This is a genomic window from Dietzia massiliensis, assembly GCF_018390595.1.
Taxonomy (GTDB): Bacteria; Actinomycetota; Actinomycetes; order Mycobacteriales; family Mycobacteriaceae; genus Dietzia; species Dietzia massiliensis.
Genome location: NZ_JAHBAV010000017.1, coordinates 47049 through 63197 on the forward strand (window position 1 = coordinate 47049; position 16149 = coordinate 63197).

18 protein-coding genes are annotated in these 16149 nt (G+C 72.0%); 11 read left to right on the forward strand and 7 right to left on the reverse strand.

Going from position 1 to position 16149, the window contains the following annotated elements; genetic code table 11:
- Positions 1 to 25: 25 nt before the first annotated feature.
- Positions 26 to 523 carry a thiol peroxidase gene (gene tpx, locus KHA85_RS06875; protein ID WP_007631493.1) on the forward strand — a complete coding sequence of 166 codons (498 nt, stop codon included), beginning with the start codon at positions 26 to 28 and terminating at the stop codon, positions 521 to 523.
- Between the two features lie 79 nt (positions 524 to 602).
- On the opposite strand, the gene KHA85_RS06880 is transcribed toward tpx, so the two are convergent.
- A complete protein-coding gene (locus tag KHA85_RS06880; RefSeq protein ID WP_213185244.1) occupies positions 603 to 1166 on the reverse strand; it encodes an NADPH-dependent FMN reductase in 564 nt (187 codons plus the stop codon).
- A gap of 66 nt (positions 1167 to 1232) precedes the next feature.
- A complete protein-coding gene (locus KHA85_RS06885; protein WP_213185245.1) occupies positions 1233 to 2045 on the reverse strand; it encodes a PaaI family thioesterase in 813 nt (270 codons plus the stop codon).
- A gap of 86 nt (positions 2046 to 2131) precedes the next feature.
- Here KHA85_RS06885 and KHA85_RS06890 point away from each other — a divergent pair, with 86 nt between their 5' ends.
- The 5 genes from KHA85_RS06890 to KHA85_RS06910 all read left to right on the forward strand — a co-directional run bounded on the left by KHA85_RS06890 (position 2132) and on the right by KHA85_RS06910 (position 8095).
- Entirely contained in the window at positions 2132 to 3598 is a 1467-nt protein-coding gene (locus tag KHA85_RS06890; RefSeq protein WP_213185246.1) for a sensor histidine kinase, read from the forward strand.
- A gap of 11 nt (positions 3599 to 3609) precedes the next feature.
- On the forward strand, positions 3610 to 5022 hold the full coding sequence (locus KHA85_RS06895; protein WP_213185247.1) for a sensor histidine kinase: 1413 nt from the start codon (positions 3610 to 3612) through the stop codon (positions 5020 to 5022).
- Between the two features lie 107 nt (positions 5023 to 5129).
- Positions 5130 to 5771, forward strand: a complete 642-nt coding sequence (locus tag KHA85_RS06900) for a response regulator (protein WP_236885323.1) — start codon at positions 5130 to 5132, stop codon at positions 5769 to 5771.
- Positions 5772 to 5939: 168 nt separating this feature from the next.
- Positions 5940 to 6821: an ABC transporter ATP-binding protein gene (locus KHA85_RS06905; RefSeq protein WP_213185249.1), complete on the forward strand. Its 882-nt coding sequence runs from the start codon at positions 5940 to 5942 to the stop codon at positions 6819 to 6821.
- Entirely contained in the window at positions 6818 to 8095 is a 1278-nt protein-coding gene (locus KHA85_RS06910; RefSeq protein WP_213185250.1) for an ABC transporter permease, read from the forward strand. The genes KHA85_RS06905 and KHA85_RS06910 overlap by 4 nt, the downstream gene beginning before the upstream one ends.
- On the opposite strand, the gene KHA85_RS06915 is transcribed toward KHA85_RS06910, so the two are convergent.
- The gene (locus KHA85_RS06915; RefSeq protein WP_061914455.1) at positions 8061 to 8768 is read right to left on the reverse strand and encodes a response regulator transcription factor; all 708 of its coding nucleotides are present in this window, start codon (positions 8766 to 8768) and stop codon (positions 8061 to 8063) included. The two genes, KHA85_RS06910 and KHA85_RS06915, sit on opposite strands and share 35 nt — an antisense overlap.
- A 12-nt stretch (positions 8769 to 8780) precedes the next feature.
- Positions 8781 to 9620 (reverse strand): serine O-acetyltransferase EpsC, encoded by an 840-nt coding sequence (gene epsC, locus KHA85_RS06920; protein ID WP_061914453.1) that lies wholly within the window; start codon positions 9618 to 9620, stop codon positions 8781 to 8783.
- 105 nt (positions 9621 to 9725) lie between these two features.
- Here epsC and KHA85_RS06925 point away from each other — a divergent pair, with 105 nt between their 5' ends.
- Positions 9726 to 10049 (forward strand): putative quinol monooxygenase, encoded by a 324-nt coding sequence (locus KHA85_RS06925; protein ID WP_213185251.1) that lies wholly within the window; start codon positions 9726 to 9728, stop codon positions 10047 to 10049.
- A gap of 91 nt (positions 10050 to 10140) precedes the next feature.
- On the opposite strand, the gene KHA85_RS06930 is transcribed toward KHA85_RS06925, so the two are convergent.
- A complete protein-coding gene (locus KHA85_RS06930) occupies positions 10141 to 10959 on the reverse strand; it encodes a DUF1906 domain-containing protein (protein ID WP_213185252.1) in 819 nt (272 codons plus the stop codon).
- Between the two features lie 155 nt (positions 10960 to 11114).
- On the opposite strand from KHA85_RS06930, the gene KHA85_RS06935 reads away from it, so the two are divergent.
- Positions 11115 to 12053, forward strand: a complete 939-nt coding sequence (locus KHA85_RS06935) for an oxidoreductase (protein WP_213185253.1) — start codon at positions 11115 to 11117, stop codon at positions 12051 to 12053.
- 10 nt (positions 12054 to 12063) lie between these two features.
- Here the strand turns inward: KHA85_RS06935 and dapA are convergent, their stop codons facing one another.
- Positions 12064 to 12951, reverse strand: coding sequence for a 4-hydroxy-tetrahydrodipicolinate synthase (gene dapA / locus KHA85_RS06940; RefSeq protein WP_213185254.1), 888 nt, complete (start codon positions 12949 to 12951; stop codon positions 12064 to 12066).
- Positions 12952 to 13093: 142 nt separating this feature from the next.
- On the opposite strand from dapA, the gene KHA85_RS06945 reads away from it, so the two are divergent.
- From KHA85_RS06945 to KHA85_RS18250, 3 genes are read left to right on the forward strand one after another with little or no spacing between them, the layout of a single operon-like run.
- Positions 13094 to 13402 carry a prolipoprotein diacylglyceryl transferase gene (locus KHA85_RS06945; RefSeq protein ID WP_213185255.1) on the forward strand — a complete coding sequence of 103 codons (309 nt, stop codon included), beginning with the start codon at positions 13094 to 13096 and terminating at the stop codon, positions 13400 to 13402.
- A gap of 12 nt (positions 13403 to 13414) precedes the next feature.
- Positions 13415 to 14806 (forward strand): hemolysin family protein, encoded by a 1392-nt coding sequence (locus tag KHA85_RS06950; RefSeq protein ID WP_213185256.1) that lies wholly within the window; start codon positions 13415 to 13417, stop codon positions 14804 to 14806.
- Complete coding sequence (locus KHA85_RS18250) at positions 14799 to 15980, forward strand: hemolysin family protein (RefSeq protein WP_213185257.1); 1182 nt, start codon at positions 14799 to 14801, stop codon at positions 15978 to 15980. Before KHA85_RS06950 ends, KHA85_RS18250 begins: the two co-directional genes overlap by 8 nt.
- On the opposite strand, the gene KHA85_RS18255 is transcribed toward KHA85_RS18250, so the two are convergent.
- Positions 15977 to 16102, reverse strand: a complete 126-nt coding sequence (locus KHA85_RS18255) for a hypothetical protein (protein ID WP_007631517.1) — start codon at positions 16100 to 16102, stop codon at positions 15977 to 15979. The genes KHA85_RS18250 and KHA85_RS18255 overlap by 4 nt on opposite strands.
- Between the last annotated feature and the right edge of the window lie 47 nt (positions 16103 to 16149).

The window sequence follows — 16149 nt, forward strand, 5'->3', positions numbered from 1 at the left end:
CGGGGGCGTCCGGTAGAACGGACACATGGCAACCACCGCATTCAAGGGCAATCCCGTCACGACCTCCGGCGAGCTCCCGGCCGTCGGCTCCACCGCTCCGGCGTTCGAGCTGGTCGGCACCGACCTCGGCCCGGTCACCTCCGAGTCGCTGGCCGGCAAGAAGCTCATCCTCAACATCTTCCCGAGCGTGGACACCGGCGTGTGCGCGCAGTCGGTGCGCACCTTCCACGAGAAGGCCAGCGGCCTGGACGACACCGTGGTCGTCAACATCTCGGCCGACCTGCCGTTCGCGCACAAGCGCTTCTGCGCCGCCGAGGACATCGAGAACGCCACCGCGGGGTCGACGTTCCGTAGCGACTTCGCCTCCGACTACGGCGTCAAGATGACCGACGGCCCGATGGCCGGACTGTGCGCCCGCTCGGTCGTCGTGGTCGACGCCGAGGGCAAGGTCGTCCACACCCAGCTCGTCGACGAGATCACCACCGAGCCGGACTACGACTCCGCTCTCGCCGCCGTGAACTGACGGCTCCCCGACGAAGCGACGCGGCCCGCCCCCGTGTCCCCGGGGGCGGGCCGCGTGTCTGTCATCAGCGCGGGATCGCTCAGGCGCCCGTGTCCACCAGGGAGAAGCGCCGCGTGGCCTCCTCGAGCTGGTCGAACAGGGTCGCGAGCTCCTCGGTGCGCCGCTCCGCGGGCCGCACGCCCTCGGGGCCGAACTCGGTGAACAGGCTCAGCGAGATCTGCTGACGCACGCCGAACATGCGGAAGTTGGCCACTATCTGCCGCCAGTGCTCGACCGCGCGCACACCACCCTCGGCACCGTAGGAGACGAACGCGACGGGCTTGTCGGCCCACTCGTTCCCGAGCGAGTCGAAGGCGTTCTTCAGACCGCCGGGGACACTGTGGTTGTACTCGGGGGTCACAAAGACGAAGGCGTCGTAGGAGTCGATGGCCGAGCTCCAGCGCTGTACCCGCTCGTCCTCGTACTGCTTGTTGGCCGCGCCCGGCACGGTGGCCGAGGTCAGCAGGGGGATGTCGAAGGACTTGAGATCGACGAGCTCATAGGTCGCGTCCTGCCGTTCGCGGGCCTGCTGCGCGACCCACTCGGCCACGGACTTGCCGGTCCGCTCCTCGCGGATGCTGCCCAGGATGATGCCGATCTTCATGCGTCCCCTCTCGTCGTACGGACTGGTTCTGACCCGTCCATACTACGTGAGTGACGTGACAACGATCTATCGGCGGCCGTAGACGGTGACCGTCGCCACCGCGCACACCCGGCCCCGCTCGTCCCGCGTCGTGACCTGCGAGATCCCCCAGCTCCGCCCGTCGTGCAGCACCTCGGCCAGGAGCGTCACCGGTCGCACCAGCGGGATCTGCCGGACGTACCGCACGTCCAGCGAGGAGGAGCTGACGTCGCGCTCGTGCGGGAAGACCGCGGCGCCGACGACCTCCGCGGCCGCCGCGAACACGCCCCCGTGCAGATTGCCCAGGGGGTTGGCCAGCGTCGGCTCCGGCGCGACGACGCCCTCCACCACGCGGCCGCCGCCCGGGCCGTCGCCCCGCTCGCTCAGCGTCAGACACAGCACCTCGGCCAGCGTTCCCGGCTCGAGCGCGGACGGCCACGGCGGCTCGTCGTCATAGCCCTCCGCGTCCACGCCCGCCGCGAACTCCATGGTCTTGACCAGTCCCGAGGCGATCACCTCGCCGTCGTCGTCGACGACCTCACCGCGCGTGGTGAGGCAGTGACCGTCGTGTCCCAGGTGGTCCGCGCGGATCCCCAGGCCGGTCGACCCCTCGCGCGGCGCGCCGATCAGATCCAGGCGCAGTTCGGTGGTGACGGTCCACTTCCCGCTGGGGCGGCGGCGGTGGTTCTCCGCGCCGAGCCCCGAGTCCACCAGCACGGCCAGGCCGCCGGTGGCGAAGCGGCCGGACGGGTCGACGAACTGATCCGAGACCGGCTGGTGCCAGCTCACCGTGCCGTCCGGGTTCTCACTGAACGTCAGGCCCAGGCGGGGCTCGGGGCCGTTGTGCTGCGATTCTCTCACCCGGCGACGCTAACACGTGTTCTAGTCAGGCCCCCGGTCCGCGTTCCCGCCCTTCCCGGGTCCCCGGCGCACCGCACAATGGAGACGTGCCCCTGACCCCCGAGGCCCTGACGACCCCCCGCCGCTGGCCCATCCGGGTCGCCACGACGGTGATCGCCACCGCGATCGTCATGCTGGTGCTGGCCCTCGCGGCGGGCGGTGCCTGGCTGCTGCTGCGCTCGGCGGTGCACGGCGCGATCGACTCGGCGGCGCGCGACCGCGCGGTCGACGTGGCGTCCAGGCTCGCCGCCCGCGGCCCGCAGGCCTCCCTCGAACTGGTCTCCGAACCGCTGTCCGGCGTGGACCTGGTCCGTGTCGTCGCCCCCGACGGCCGCGTGCTGGCCGGCCAGGTCACTCGCGGGCTCGAGACCGTCCCCGCCCTGCCCGTCCCGGCTCCCGGCGAGCTCCTCCGTCGACAGGTCGACGCCCCCGACGGCACCGACCTGCGGGTCACGTCCGTCGGCGTGGACATGCGCGGGGTGACGCTGGCCGTGGACGTGGGCACCGACAGCGACCGGTACGACACCGTCCTGGCCGCCGGCGCGGTGCTGTTCCTGTCGTTCGTGCCCGTCGCCGGACTCGCGACCGCCGGGTTCGTCTACTACGCCATGGGCCGGGTGCTGCGGCCGGTCGAGTCGATCCGCTCCCGCGTCGCCGAGATCTCCGTGTCCGGCCGCGGCGAGCGGGTGCCCGTGCCCGAGGCCGAGGACGAGATCGCGCGTCTGGCCCGCACGATGAACGAGATGCTCGCCCGCCTCGACGCGGCCCGCACGGCCCAGGTGGCCTTCGTCGGCGACGCCTCCCACGAGCTGCGCAGCCCACTGTCCACGCTGTCCACCATGCTCGAGCTGGCGTCCACCTCCGGCACCCCGGTGGACGTCGAGACCGTCGACGAGCTGCTCCTGCCGGAGGTGGAGCGGATGCGCGCGATGGTCGAGGACCTACTCCTGCTCGCCAAGAGCGACGAGCGCGGGATGCCGCTGCGGCGCGACGACGTGGACCTCGACGACGTGGTCCTGTCGGAGGCCGCGCGCCTGCGCGGCCTCGCCGGGCCCGGTGACGCGGCCGGGCTCGAGGTGGCGGTCTCGGTCGAGCCCGCGCGACTGGTGGGCGATCCCGACGCCCTCCAGCGCGTCGTGCGCAACCTCGTCGACAACGCGCGGCGGCACGCGCGCGAGCGCGTGGCGCTGCGCCTCACCGTCGACCGGTCCGGCGTCGGAGCCCCGCGCGCCGTGATCATCGTCGACGACGACGGCGAGGGTGTTCCCCCCGACCAGCGGGAGTCGGTGTTCGATCGCTTCGCCCGCCTGGACGCCGACCGCGCGCGGGGCACCGGCGGATCCGGACTGGGCCTGGCGATCGTCTCCGAAATCACGCGGACCCACGGCGGATCGGTACGGGTGGAGGACGCGCCCGGCGGCGGCGCGAGGTTCGTCGTCGAGCTCCCGGTCGAGCCGCTGGACGAGCCGGGAGACGAACCGGACGGCGAGCCGGGCCGTCCGGCCACCGGATAGGCTCACCTCTCGTGTGGGACCGTCTGAACCGCCTGTTCGACGCCGACGACGCGTGGATCCGCCCCCTGCCGGAGCACTACCTCCGCGCCGACGCGGTGCTCGCCCTGGTCGTGTTCGCGTGCTCGGCGGTCGGTGTGGAGATCCTGCGGAGCATGGGCGTCCTGGCCGACGAGAGCGCGCCGGTCTGGGCCCAGTACCTGGCCATGGCCAGCGTGGCGGCCCTGCTGGCGGTCCGCCGCCGCTTCCCGCTCACGACCGGTATGGGCGCGACCGCGCACCTGCTGGTGGTCGGCAGCGTCATGCCGCTGGTGATGGGGCAGGTCTCGCAGCAGGTGCTGTACTTCGTCGGGGTCTACTCCGCGGTCGCCTGGGCCCGCGACCGGCGGGCCCTCATCGGCGTCGCCGCGGGAATCACCGCCGCCCTGGCGGTGTGGATGGTCTGGTACACCGCCCTGGGCTCGGGGATGCAGCAGATCCTCGACGCCGTGGACGACGTCGACCGCTCGAGCGGCCTCCTCCCGCCGGTCCCCGCCTATCTCCTGTACACCGTGCTCATCAACATCGTCTACTTCGGCGGGGCGGCCGCACTCGGCATCGCCTCGTGGCGCGGCGCCCGCCGCCGACACGACCTCGCGGAGCAGGCCCGGACGATCGAGCAGCAGGCCGATGCCCTGCGGGATCAGGCCGTGGTGGAGGAGCGGCTGCGTATCGCCCGCGAGTTGCACGACGTGATCGCCCACCACGTCGCGGCGATCGGGGTCCAGGCCGCCGCCGCTCGCCGGGTCATGGACCGCGACCCCGACGCCGCCGCGGGCGCCCTGCGCACGATCGAGGACTCCTCGCGCTCGGCCGTCGCGGAGATGCGGGCCCTGCTCGGCGCCCTCCGGTCCGACGAGCCGGGAACCCGCTCCGAGGGCGACGCGCGCCGATCGACGGGCGACTCGTACCGGTCGACGGGCGAGGCGTCCCGGTCCGCCGGTCACGGGCTCGCGGACGTCGCGCGGCTGGCCGCCTCCCACGACACGGCCGGCTTCTCCACCACCGTCACCGTGGCCGCCGACCCCGGGCACCCGATCGATGAGGTCCCGCCGGTCATCGGCCTGTCCCTGTACCGGACGGCCCAGGAGGCCCTGGCCAACGTCCGGCGCCACTCCACCTCGCACCGCGCCGGTGTCGTGCTGCGTACCGGGGAGGGCCCTGATCGCACCCCGTACGCGGAAGTCGAGGTCCTCGACGACGGGCGGCCGCGCACCGGGACCTCGGGCAGCGGCCTCGGCCTGCTCGGGATGCGGGAACGGGTCCGCTCGCACGGCGGGGAGTGCGAGATCGGCCCGCGGGTGACCGGCGGCTACCGCGTCCGCGTGCGGCTGCCGTACCGGCCGGACACCGACGGCAACGGGACCTGCAACGGCGACGGGGAATGACCATGCCCGGGACGAACGACCGACCGCGCGCCGACGGCGACCACACCGACGAGGAAGGCCGCGGCGGCGGCGTGCTCCGGGTCCTCGTCGTGGACGATCAGGCGCTCATGCGCTCGGGGTTCTCGATGATGCTCGGCGTCGAGCCGGACATCGACGTCGTCGGCGACGCGGCGGACGGTGCGACGGCGATCGAGATGTGCCGCCGCCTCCGTCCGGACGTCGTGCTGATGGACGTGCAGATGCCGGGGACCGACGGCATCGCCGCGACGGAGATCATCACGGGCGAGCACCTGGCCAAGGTCCTCATCCTCACCACCTTCGACCGGGACGACTACCTGTTCGAAGCCCTGCGGGCCGGCGCGAGCGGCTTCCTGCTCAAGAACTCCGACCCCGACGACCTGGTCGACGGCATCCGGGCGGTGGGCCACGGCCACGCCCTGCTCGCGCCCGAGGTCACGCGCCGGGTCATCGAGCGACTGGCGGCCCCGCCCCCGACCGACGACGCCCCGGATGCCGGGCGGCCGGGGCCGCGCGCATCCGAGCTCGCCGGACTCACCGCCCGCGAGACCGAGGTGCTGCGCCTGGTCGCGCGGGGGCTGTCCAACGCCGAGATCGCCGACGAACTGGTCGTGGGCGAGGCGACGGTCAAGACCCACGTGTCCTCCTGCCTGGCCAAGCTCCACCTGCGCGACCGCGTCCAGGCGGTGGTCCTGGCCTACGAGGTCGGCCTGATCCACCCCGGCGACTGAGCCCGCCCGGTCCCTTCCCCTCGAGGCCACCCTCTTCCTGACGCCGCCCTCCCCCTCGAGGAGGAGATCTCTCCGCCGCCGTCCGCGTCAGATCATCCCGTGGGCTGATCCGCCGACCCCGGACCCGGGCCTAGCGTGAGCAGTACACCGGCACCAGGGAGGGCACGAATGCTCGGAGTCAACGGACTGACCAGACGATTCGGCGACAACCTCGCCGTCGACGGCGTGACCTTCGAGGTCCCCGCCGGGGCGATGACCGGCTTCGTCGGCGGCAACGGCGCCGGCAAGACCACCACGATGCGCATGATCATGGGCGTCCTCCAGCCCACCGCCGGAACGGTGACGTGGGCGGGTCGCGAGGTCACGGTCGCGGACCGGCGCACGTTCGGCTACATGCCGGAGGAGCGGGGGTTGTACCCGAAGCAGCCGATCCTCGACCAGCTCGTCTACCTCGGCCGGCTACAGGGCCGCAGCGCGGCGGGCGCCAGGCAGACCGCGCTCGAACTCCTCGACAGGTTCGGCCTGGGAGAGCGCACGAGCGACAAGCTCGAGTCGCTCTCACTCGGCAATCAGCAGCGCGTCCAGATCGCGGCCGCCGTCATCGGGGAGCCCGGGTTCCTCGTCCTCGACGAGCCGTTCTCCGGACTGGACCCGGCCGCTGTGGACTCCATGGTCGATCTCCTCCGCGAGCACACCACCCGGGGCGTGCCCGTCCTGTTCTCCTCCCACCAGCTCGATCTCGTCGAGCGGCTCTGCGACCAGCTCGTCGTCCTGGCCCGCGGGCGGGTCGTGTCGACCGGGACCGTGTCCGAGCTCCGCAGCCGCGGCCGGGTGCTGCACCGCCTCGTCGTGGGCGGGGACGCCGGCTGGGTGCGTTCACTGCCCGGCGTCCACGTCGTGGACGTCGACGGCCCCACCGCACTGCTCGAACTCGAAGGACCCGGGAGCACGGACCTCGTCCTGCGTGAGGCGATGGCCCGCGGCAGCGTCAGCGAACTCGCCCGGGTCGTGCCCAGCCTGTCCGACATCTACCGCGAGGTGACCTCATGACCACCACCCCCCTCACACGACGCCCGTCGTCGGCCGACCACGAGGACGCCTCCACCGGGCCCCGCTCCACGGACGCCGCATGGCGGATCGTCGCCGGGCGCGAGATCATGGTCAAACTGCGCGACCGGAACTTCATCATCTCCACCCTCACGACCATCGCGATCTTCATCGTCGCGTTCGGGGTGTCGTTCCTGCTGGGCGGAGACGACGGGGAGAAGCGGATCGCCGTCGTCTCGGGCGACGCGGTGACGATCGTCGAGCAGACGAACGCGCGGGCCGACGCCGCCGACGACGAGTACACCGACTCCTCGGCGACCGCGGGCGCGCCCACCGTGCGACTCGAGACCGAGCAGGTGGCGGATCCCGCGGCGGCCGAACAGGCGGTCCGCGACGGCGACGTCGATGCGGCCCTCCTCGGCGAGCAGGGGGCATGGACGCTCGTCGGCTCGGACGGCGTCGACTCCGACATCGCCGCCGCGGTCAGCGCGACGGTGGCGACCGATGCACTCGAGCGCAACGCCGCGGCCGCCGGGACCACCGTCGCCGATCTCACGGCGGGCTCGATCGTCGAGGAGCGTCTCCTCGAGGCCGACGGGGCGGACGACGAAGGGATTCAGGTGATCGCCGGGTTCGTGTTCGTCTTCCTCTTCTACATGGCGGCGATCCTCTTCGGTTACGCCATCGCCAATAGCGTCGTGGAGGAGAAGCAGTCGCGGATCGTCGAGATCCTCGCCGCCGCCATCCCGCTGCGGCAGCTGCTCGTCGGCAAGGTCGTCGGCGCCACGGCCCTCGCCCTGGGGCAAATGGTGATCTTCGTGGCCATCGGCCTGATCGGCCTCAGCTTCACCGACTACGCCACCCTGCTGCCATCGGTCGCCGGCGCGGCGGTCTGGTACCTGGTGCTCTTCGTCATCGGATTCGTCGCGCTGGCGTGCCTGTTCGCCGTCGCCGGCGCGATGGCCACCCGCGCCGAGGACGTCCAGACCACGACCTCGCCCCTGCTCACGGTCATCATGATCGTGTTCTTCGGAGGCCTCTTCCTGCAGGACACGTGGCAGGTCATCGGCTCCTACGTGCCCATCATGTCGACGGTGACGATGCCGATCCGCCTGGTCGCCGGCACGGCGTCGTGGTGGGAGCCGGCCGTCGCCACCGTGATCACGCTCGTCACCGCCGCGGTGATCATCCGGATCGCCGAGCGGGTCTACCGCCGGTCGATCATGCAGACCGGCCGCAAGCTCACGTACCGCGAGGCGCTGTCCCTGACGGAGTGACCTGGCTGTCGACCAGTCGGTAACCCTGGCCGCGGACGGTCTCGATGGCGTGGGCCCCGAACGGGGCGTCGATCTTGCGGCGCAGGTAGCCGACGTAGACCTCGACGATGTTGTCGTCCCCGTCGTAGGCGGAGTCCCACACGGCCCGCATGATCTGCGCCTTGGACACCACCTGGTTGCGGTTGCGGATGAGGTACTCAAGCACCGCGTACTCCCTGGCGGTCACGCTGATCCGGGTGTCGCCCCGGCGGACCTCGCGGGCGGCGGGGTCCACGACGAGGTCACCGGCCTCGAAGGTGGCGGGGCGTTCGGGTGCGCCGCGGCGCACGAGGGCCCGGAGCCTGGCCTCGAGGACGACGAACGAGAACGGCTTGACCAGGTAGTCGTCGGCTCCGAGGTCGAACGCGTCGGCCTCGTCGTACTCGCCGTCCTTGGCGGTGAGCATGAGCACCGGGGTCCAGATGCCGCGCTGCCGCATCTCGCGGACCACCTCGTATCCGCTGCGGCGCGGCATCATGATGTCCAGCACGACGACGTCGAAGTCGTCGCCGCAGGCCATCTCGAGACCGGCTTCGCCGTCGGGGGCGGTCTCCACGGACCACCCGCCCGCGGCCAGGCCGCGGCGCAGGCTCTCGCGCAGCGCCGGCTCGTCGTCGACCACAAGGACCCGCATCGGCTCGCTGCCCTATCCCCGCGGGTCGATCTCCTGGTCCATCCGCTCGGCGGGGACCAGCAAATCCGCGTGGCGGCGGACGACCTTGGCGGGCACTCCCGCCACGGTGGTGTGGGGCGGGACCTCGTGCAGGACGACCGAACCGGCGGCGACCTTCGAGCAGTCGCCGACGCGGACGTTGCCGAGCACGATCGAGCCCGCCGAGAGGAGGACACCGGAACCGATCTTGGGATGCCGGTCGCCGTCCTCGTTCCCCGTGCCGCCGAGGGTGACGCCCTGGAGGATCGAGACGCCGTCGCCGATCACGCAGGTCTCCCCCACGACGATGCCCGTGGCGTGGTCGACGAGGATGCCCGAGCCCACCCGCGCGGCCGGGTGGATGTCCATCGCGAAGACCTCGGAGATGCGGCTCTGCAGGAACGACGCGGCCATCACGCGACCGGAGTTCCACATCTCGTGGGCGACGCGGTGCACCTGGAGGCCGAGGAAACCCTTGGCGAAGAGATAGGGCACCAGATAGTTGGGGTAGGCCGGGTTCCTCTCGTAGCTCACCACGAGGTCCGCGGCCACGGCGTCGAGGACGTGGGGGTGCTCGACCAGCACCGCCCGGATCTCCTTCTCCAGCACGTGTCGGCCGATCTCGGGCGTCGCGATCCGGGACGCGGCGAGCCGCGCCAGGGATTCACCGAGGTCGTCGCACCCGTCGATGAGATCCAGGACCAGCCCCGCGATCAGCGGTTCGTTCCGGCTCGAGGTCGCGTCGAGCGACAAGCGGTTCCAGACGGCGCGGACGGAGGAGTCGGCCTCCGCCTGCGGGACGCACGGGTTCTCGATGCTCAGCTCGATGGTCACCTGATACAGGGTAGGCGTGTGCGGCGACGCCGGGCGAGTCACGGCCGAATCGCCCGGGCCGGGCCACGCCTCGACGACCCTCGCCGGGCCCGGCAGGATGGGGACATGATCCTCATCAACGTGCGCTTTGACGTCAAACCCGAGTTCGCCGACTCCTGGCTCGAGATCACCCGGGAATTCACCGAGGCCACCCGCGCCGAGGCGGGCAACCTGTGGTTCGACTGGTACCGCTCGCCGGAGTCCCCGAACACCTACCTGCTGTGCGAGGCGTTCCGCGAGGGCGACGCGCCGGCCCTACATGTGCAGTCGGACCACTTCCAGCAGTTCACGGGGTCAGCCGCCCGGTACCTCGAGCGCACGCCGCGCATCATCAACACCACGGCGGAAGGCGATCAGTGGGGCACGATGGGCGAGATCACCGTCGAGTGACCGTCGCCGGATAGCAGTGCGCCCCGGTGTCGCCGGCCGCGGGATCGCGGACGCGGACGACGCCGGGGCGTGCTGAAGCGTCGCCGGTCGGTCAGATCGAGCTGCCCAGCGCCGACTGCGCGAGCGCGAGCGGGTCGATCGGCCACCACTGGCCGTAGTCCAGCGCGTAGACGCGGTTGAGGTCGGACACCACACCGCCGACAGTGACCTGCTGCGCCACGGGCAGCTGGTGGATCGTCGCGGCCGGGTTGAGCCGCCCACCGGAACCCCAGTCGTGCTGCCAGAAGTACTGCCCGAGGCCGATCTGGCGGCACCAGTCGATCGTCGGCGCGTTGGCGTACACGCCGAGCTTCATGCCCGAGCCGTGCAGGTGGGCGCGCCAGCGCTCGAGGTACGGGCGGATCTGGTTGTCGAACTGCCAGCGGGTGGGGTTGTCGTCGATCGCCACGTACATCGGCACGCCCGACGGCCCGCCGGCCTCGCGGTGGATGCGGATGCCGATGGGCGCGTGGTGATCGCCGGCACCGGCGCCGCCCTTCCAGTCCGCGGTCTCGGCGCGACCGTACTGGTAGCAGGAGACCATGTTCAGCCCGTGTGCGCGGAAGTCGTCGACCTCGCGGCGCAGGAGCGGCTTGCCGGACATCCACTCGGCGCCGGGGCGGCGGTTGGAGCAGTAGCGCACCGCACCCATGTGGCCGGCCGCGCGGACCGACGCCCCCGACGGCGGGCCGGAGGCGTAGTCGAGCAGCGTACCGACCGGGACCCCGGCTCCCGCGCCCGGCAGGGCGCCGATCTCGGCGGGGATCGAGGACTGCGCGCCCACCGCGGGGGTCAGGCCCGCGGCGATGGCGCCGGCGCCGGCCGCGCTGAGGCCTGCGCGACGGAGAAAGGATCGGCGGTCGAACGTCATGGAGGTACTCCGGGATCTCGAACGGTGAGGGAGGCGTGTGGCCTGTGGGACTCACGCACCCGACGAGTGTGTCACAAAGAGATCGCGGACGATATCCCCGCGTTACCACAGGAGAGCACCACCGCAGGGCAGGCGCGGCTGGTTGACTGATCTTCATGACACGATCCCGCAGATGGTCCGCCGTCGACATCCCCGACCAGACCGGGCGGACGTTCGTGGTGACCGGCGCCAACGGGGGCATCGGGCTGGCCACCACGGCCGCGCTCACGGCACGGGGGGCCCGGGTCGTGATGGCCTGCCGGAACCTGGAGAAGGCGGAGGCGGCGCGCGCGACCCTGCCCGAGGCCTCGCGCGAGCGGGCGGAGGTGCGTCGACTCGACATGGCCGATCTGGACTCCGTCGACGCGTTCGTCGCCGCCATGCGGGCGGAGGCCGCGGCGAGCGACGCGGCGCGGTCCGGTGCCGGCCGGGTCGACGTCCTCATCAACAACGCCGGGGTGATGAACATCCCGCACGCCCGCACGGCGCAGGGCCACGAGATGCAGTTCGGGGTCAACGTCCTCGGCCACCACGCGCTCACCCTGGGTCTCGAGCCGATCCTGACGGACCGCGTGGTGTGGCTGGGCTCGCTCGCGCATCTGATGGGGCGGGTCGACACCGACGACCTCGGCATGGACGTCCGCGGCTACCGGCCGATGGCCGCGTACGCGAACTCCAAGCTGGCGTGCATCATGCTGGACTACGAGTGGCAGCGGCACTTCGAGCGGGCCGGCGGCGGCCTCCGCTCGGTCGCCGCGCATCCCGGCTACACCGCGACCGAACTCATCCGGCAGAGCGGCAACCCTGTCGCCGACCGGTTCTTCGCACTCGGCAACTCCCTCACCTGGGCGGGCCTGTCACCGGAGACGGGCGCGCTGTCCGTGCTCTACGCCGCGACGGTCCCCGACGTGCCGGGCGGGGCGTTCGTCGGACCGGACCGCCTCGGTGGTCTGCGGGGGCACCCGCACCTCACCCGGTCGAGCCGCCGTTCGCACGACCGTGCCACCGCCGCCGCGTTGTGGCGGCGGTGCACGGAGGCCGCGGCGTTCCGCTAGGAGCGACCCGTCAGGCCAGCCCGGCGGCGGCCAGCCCGTCGCGCAGCCTGGCCTGATGCTCGGGCGGCCCCTGGAGCAGCGGCATGCGCAGGCGGTCCGAGCCGATGAGACCGGCCATCTTCAGCGCGGCCTTGACCTGGATGGCGCCCTGCGAGGTGTGCATGATGGCGTCCACGGCCGGGATGAGGCGCGTGTGGATCTCGCGGGCCCGCGGCAGGTCGCCCGCGTCCACGGCGTCGATCATCGCCCGGTAGTCGTCGCCGGCGACGTGGCCGACCACCGAGACGATCCCCGTGGCGCCGAGGGCCAGGAACGCCAGGTTGAGCACGTCGTCACCCGAGTACCAGAGCAGGTCCGTCTCGGCCATGAGGCGGCTGGCCTCGAACAGGTCCCCCTTGGCGTCCTTGACCGCCCGCACGTGGGGGATCTCCGCGAGCCGGCGGATCGTGTCGGTGGCCAGCGCGGTGCCGGTGCGCCCCGGGATGTCGTAGGCCATCACCGGCCGGTCGGCGGCCTCGGCGATCATCCGGAAGTGCTCGACGATCCCGTGCTGGGTGGGCTTGTTGTAGTACGGGGTCACCACGAGCAGGCTGTCCGCACCCCGCGCCACCATCTCGCGGGCCGCGCGCATGGAGTGCTCGGTGTCGTTGGTGCCGCATCCGGCCATGACCTGCACGCGGTCGCCGACCGCCTCGACGACCGCGGCGACGCTGTCATAGTCCTCGTCGTCCGTGGTGGTGGCCGACTCGCCGGTGGTGCCGTTGACCAGCAGACCGTCGTGGCCGTGGTCGGCGAGATGGACCGCGAGCCGCTGCAGCGCGTCGAAGTCGATCGAGCCGTCGTCGTGCATGGGGGTCACCATCGCGGTGATGACCCGACCGAAGGGATTGTCCGACATGGGCACCAGACTAAGGCACACCTGTGACGCCGCGAGCGCCCGACGGGCCGTGGCGGACACGGCTAGGGTCGACACCACAGAAGCGACACCACGACCCAGGACCCATCGACGACGACAGCACCGACGACCCCCGGAGGCGACCGTGACCGACTCGACCCGACCCGAGAACGACGCCCGCGTGCCCGACGAGTCGCCGGAGGAGCTCGGCAACACCGTCGACGGCTCCGGCGCCGGTGACGGGAGCACCACCCGCGGTACCGACGAGGAGGGCCGCGCCCCGGCGTCCCGTCCCCCGACCGCCGGGAACACAGGGCAGGCCGTCGCCGACGAGGCCACCGGCGCGTCCGGTGAGAGCTCCGCCGACAGGGCCGAGCAGGCGAAGGTCTACCGGACCCCCGAGCAGCCGGACCACGCCGTCGGCGGCTCCGACGGCACGGCCGACGGTCAGTAGCCCGGTCGCCCAGTGACCGTCGCACTCCTCCTCACGCTGGCGCTGGTCCTGCTCATCGCAGCGAACGCGCTGTTCGTCGGGGTCGAGTTCGGATTCCTCACCGTCAACCGGGACGACGTCCGCGCCGCCGGCTCGGAGGGCGATCGCGTCGCCGCGGCCCTGGACTCCTCGCTCTCGAAGACCTCGACGAACCTGTCGGGGGCCCAGCTCGGCATCACGGTCTCCAGCCTCGTGGCGGGATACCTCACGGGCCCCTCCGTCGGGGAACTGCTCACCGGCGCGTTGGGCCTGTCCGGAATGTCGGAGGCCGCGGCCCGCGGTATCGCGATGACGGCGGCCTTCGTCGTCGTCACCTTCCTCCAGATGGTCTTCGGCGAACTCGTCCCCAAGAACTGGGCCATCGCCGCACCCATGCAGGTGGCGCGACTGGTCGTGCGCCCGCAGCGCACCTTCATGACCGTGTTCGGCTGGCTGGTCACCGCCCTCAACGCCTCGGCCAACCAGGTGCTGCGCCTGCTCGGGTTCACCCCGACGGAGGAACCGGGGGACGCCCGCTCCCCCGAGGAACTGCGCGCGTCGGCGGCGCGGTCCGGACGCGAGGGCGTGATGGACCCCCACACCGCCGAACTCGTGACCCGGTCGATCTCGTTTGGCGAGCACCGGGCGGCCGACGCGATGGTGCCCAGGCCGCTGGTGACGTTCCTGCGCGACCACACCGCGCAGGACCTGCTGGACACCGTCGCCGCGACCGGCCGGTCCCGCTTCCCCGTTCTCGGCGGGACCGTCGACGAGGTGGTGGGCGTCGTCCACTACCGCCAGGCACTGGCCGTCGATCCCGATGCGCGGGACCGCACCCCGGTCCGCGACATCGCCGCCGAGCCGACCGTGGTCTCGGAGATGATGACCCTCGATCCCCTGATGCGGCTGCTACGGCAGACCGATCTGCAGATGGCGGTGGTCGTGGACGAGTTCGGCGGTACCGCGGGGATCGTCACGCTCGAGGACCTGGTGGAGGAGATCGTCGGCGAGATCGACGACGAGCAGGACCGCGCGTCCCGCACGCACGAGCGGATCGACGACGACACGGTCCTGGTCGGCGGGATGATGCGGCCCGACGAACTGGGCGCGATCCTGCGGCTGGAGGTCCCCCCGGCGGGCGCCGCGTCGACCCTGTCCGGGGTGCTGTCCGAATCGGCGGACCGCCTACCCGAGGTCGGTGATGAGGTCGAGCTGGAGGCCCACGACCACGAGCACCGCGACCGCGACGACCTGCCCACCCGGGCGCGCGTGCGGCTGCGGGTCGAGACGGTGAGCGACTACCGGGCCGAGCGGGTCCGGGCGACGGTCCTGCGCGGCGAGCCGGACGACTCCGGCGACGCGGGGGCGGAGGAGTCCGATGACTGACGGCGTCGCGATCCTGGTGCTGGCCGCCCTCCTGCTGGGCAACGGCTTCTTCGTGGCCGCCGAGTTCGCGATGGTCTCCGCGCGCCGCGACCACCTCGAGCCCCGCGCGGCCCGCGGCAGCATCCGCGCCCGGTGGTCACTGCGTGGCATGGAGAACGTGTCGCTCTCGCTGGCCGCCACACAGCTCGGGATCACCGCGTGTTCCCTCCTCATCGGCGCGGTCGGCGAGCCCGCCATCGCGCACCTCATCGAGAGGCCGCTGGAGTGGCTGGGGGTGTCGACCGGGTTCGCGCACCCCGTCGCGCTGGTGATCGCCCTGCTCATCGTCACGTTCCTGCACATGGTGCTCGGCGAGATGGTGCCCAAGAACATGGCGATCGCCCGGCCGGCCGCAGCCGCGCTGCTGCTGGGGCCGGTCCTGCGGGTGTTCGTCCTGGTGTTCCTGCCCGCCATCTGGCTGATGAACAAGACCGCCGACCTCGTCGTGCGTCACGTCCTCCGCGTCGAGCCGAAGTCCGAGGTGGACACCACGGTCACGGTGGACCAGATGCGCGGGATGGTCGCGGCGGCCGGGGAATCGGGCCTGCTGGACGAGGACGAGACCACTCTCCTGGCGGGGGCGCTGGAGTTCGACCACATCACCGCGGCGGACGTGCTCCGACCGCTCGACGAGGTCGACGCGGTCGACGCGGACCTCACGACCGGCGAGATACACCAGCTGTGCGTCCGCACCGGACACTCGCGGTTCCCCGTGCTCCGCGACGGCCGGTACGTGGGGTACGTCCACGTGAAGGACGTCCTGGCCGACGACCCGTCCCGCCCGCTGCGCCCGGAGCGGATCCGCCGCCTCGGCTCGGTGTCGCCCGACACGCCACTGGACGACGTGCTGGCCGCCATGCAGCGGGCCCGGGCCCACCTGGGGGTCGTCGACGGCAGTGGCGATGGCGCCACTGATCGCCGAGGAGTTCGCGACGACGCCCGCTCGGCCGGCCCGTCGGGCCTGATCGTGCTGGAAGACGTGCTCGCACGACTCGTCGGCGAGGTCCGCGACGCCACCCCGGAGGCCGATCAGACGTCCGCTGCCGCCCGCCAGAGTTCAAGTGGCACGGGGCGGGACTCGTCCCGGCCCCGTGAGGGGTCGACCGGCGCCCGCCAGGGTTCCACCGGGGATTAGCGGACCTTGTCCGGGTTCGTGTCGAGGACCCGGCCCAGCGTGTTGTCCACGAGAATCTGCGTCATCCCGGCGTAGGTGGCCACACTCACTCGAACAGTGGCGATCAGCGCGTTCTGCAACATCGTCTACCCTCCGTCGGCGAATGTGACGTCTGTCACGATACCCGCGA

Bases quoted from the DNA above. Each gene is read 5' to 3' on its own strand.
- tpx (WP_007631493.1), top strand. From the start codon at position 26: ATGGCAACCACCGCATTCAAGGGCAATCCCGTCACGACCTCCGGCGAG.
- KHA85_RS06880 (WP_213185244.1), bottom strand. From the start codon at position 1,166: ATGAAGATCGGCATCATCCTGGGCAGCATCCGCGAGGAGCGGACCGGC.
- KHA85_RS06900 (WP_236885323.1), top strand. From the start codon at position 5,130: ATGCGCTCGGGGTTCTCGATGATGCTCGGCGTCGAGCCGGACATCGAC.
- KHA85_RS06905 (WP_213185249.1), top strand. From the start codon at position 5,940: ATGCTCGGAGTCAACGGACTGACCAGACGATTCGGCGACAACCTCGCC.
- KHA85_RS06910 (WP_213185250.1), top strand. From the start codon at position 6,818: ATGACCACCACCCCCCTCACACGACGCCCGTCGTCGGCCGACCACGAG.
- KHA85_RS06915 (WP_061914455.1), bottom strand. From the start codon at position 8,768: ATGCGGGTCCTTGTGGTCGACGACGAGCCGGCGCTGCGCGAGAGCCTG.
- KHA85_RS06925 (WP_213185251.1), top strand. From the start codon at position 9,726: ATGATCCTCATCAACGTGCGCTTTGACGTCAAACCCGAGTTCGCCGAC.
- KHA85_RS06930 (WP_213185252.1), bottom strand. From the start codon at position 10,959: ATGACGTTCGACCGCCGATCCTTTCTCCGTCGCGCAGGCCTCAGCGCG.
- KHA85_RS06935 (WP_213185253.1), top strand. From the start codon at position 11,115: ATGACACGATCCCGCAGATGGTCCGCCGTCGACATCCCCGACCAGACC.
- dapA (WP_213185254.1), bottom strand. From the start codon at position 12,951: ATGTCGGACAATCCCTTCGGTCGGGTCATCACCGCGATGGTGACCCCC.
- KHA85_RS18250 (WP_213185257.1), top strand. From the start codon at position 14,799: ATGACTGACGGCGTCGCGATCCTGGTGCTGGCCGCCCTCCTGCTGGGC.
- KHA85_RS18255 (WP_007631517.1), bottom strand. From the start codon at position 16,102: ATGTTGCAGAACGCGCTGATCGCCACTGTTCGAGTGAGTGTGGCCACC.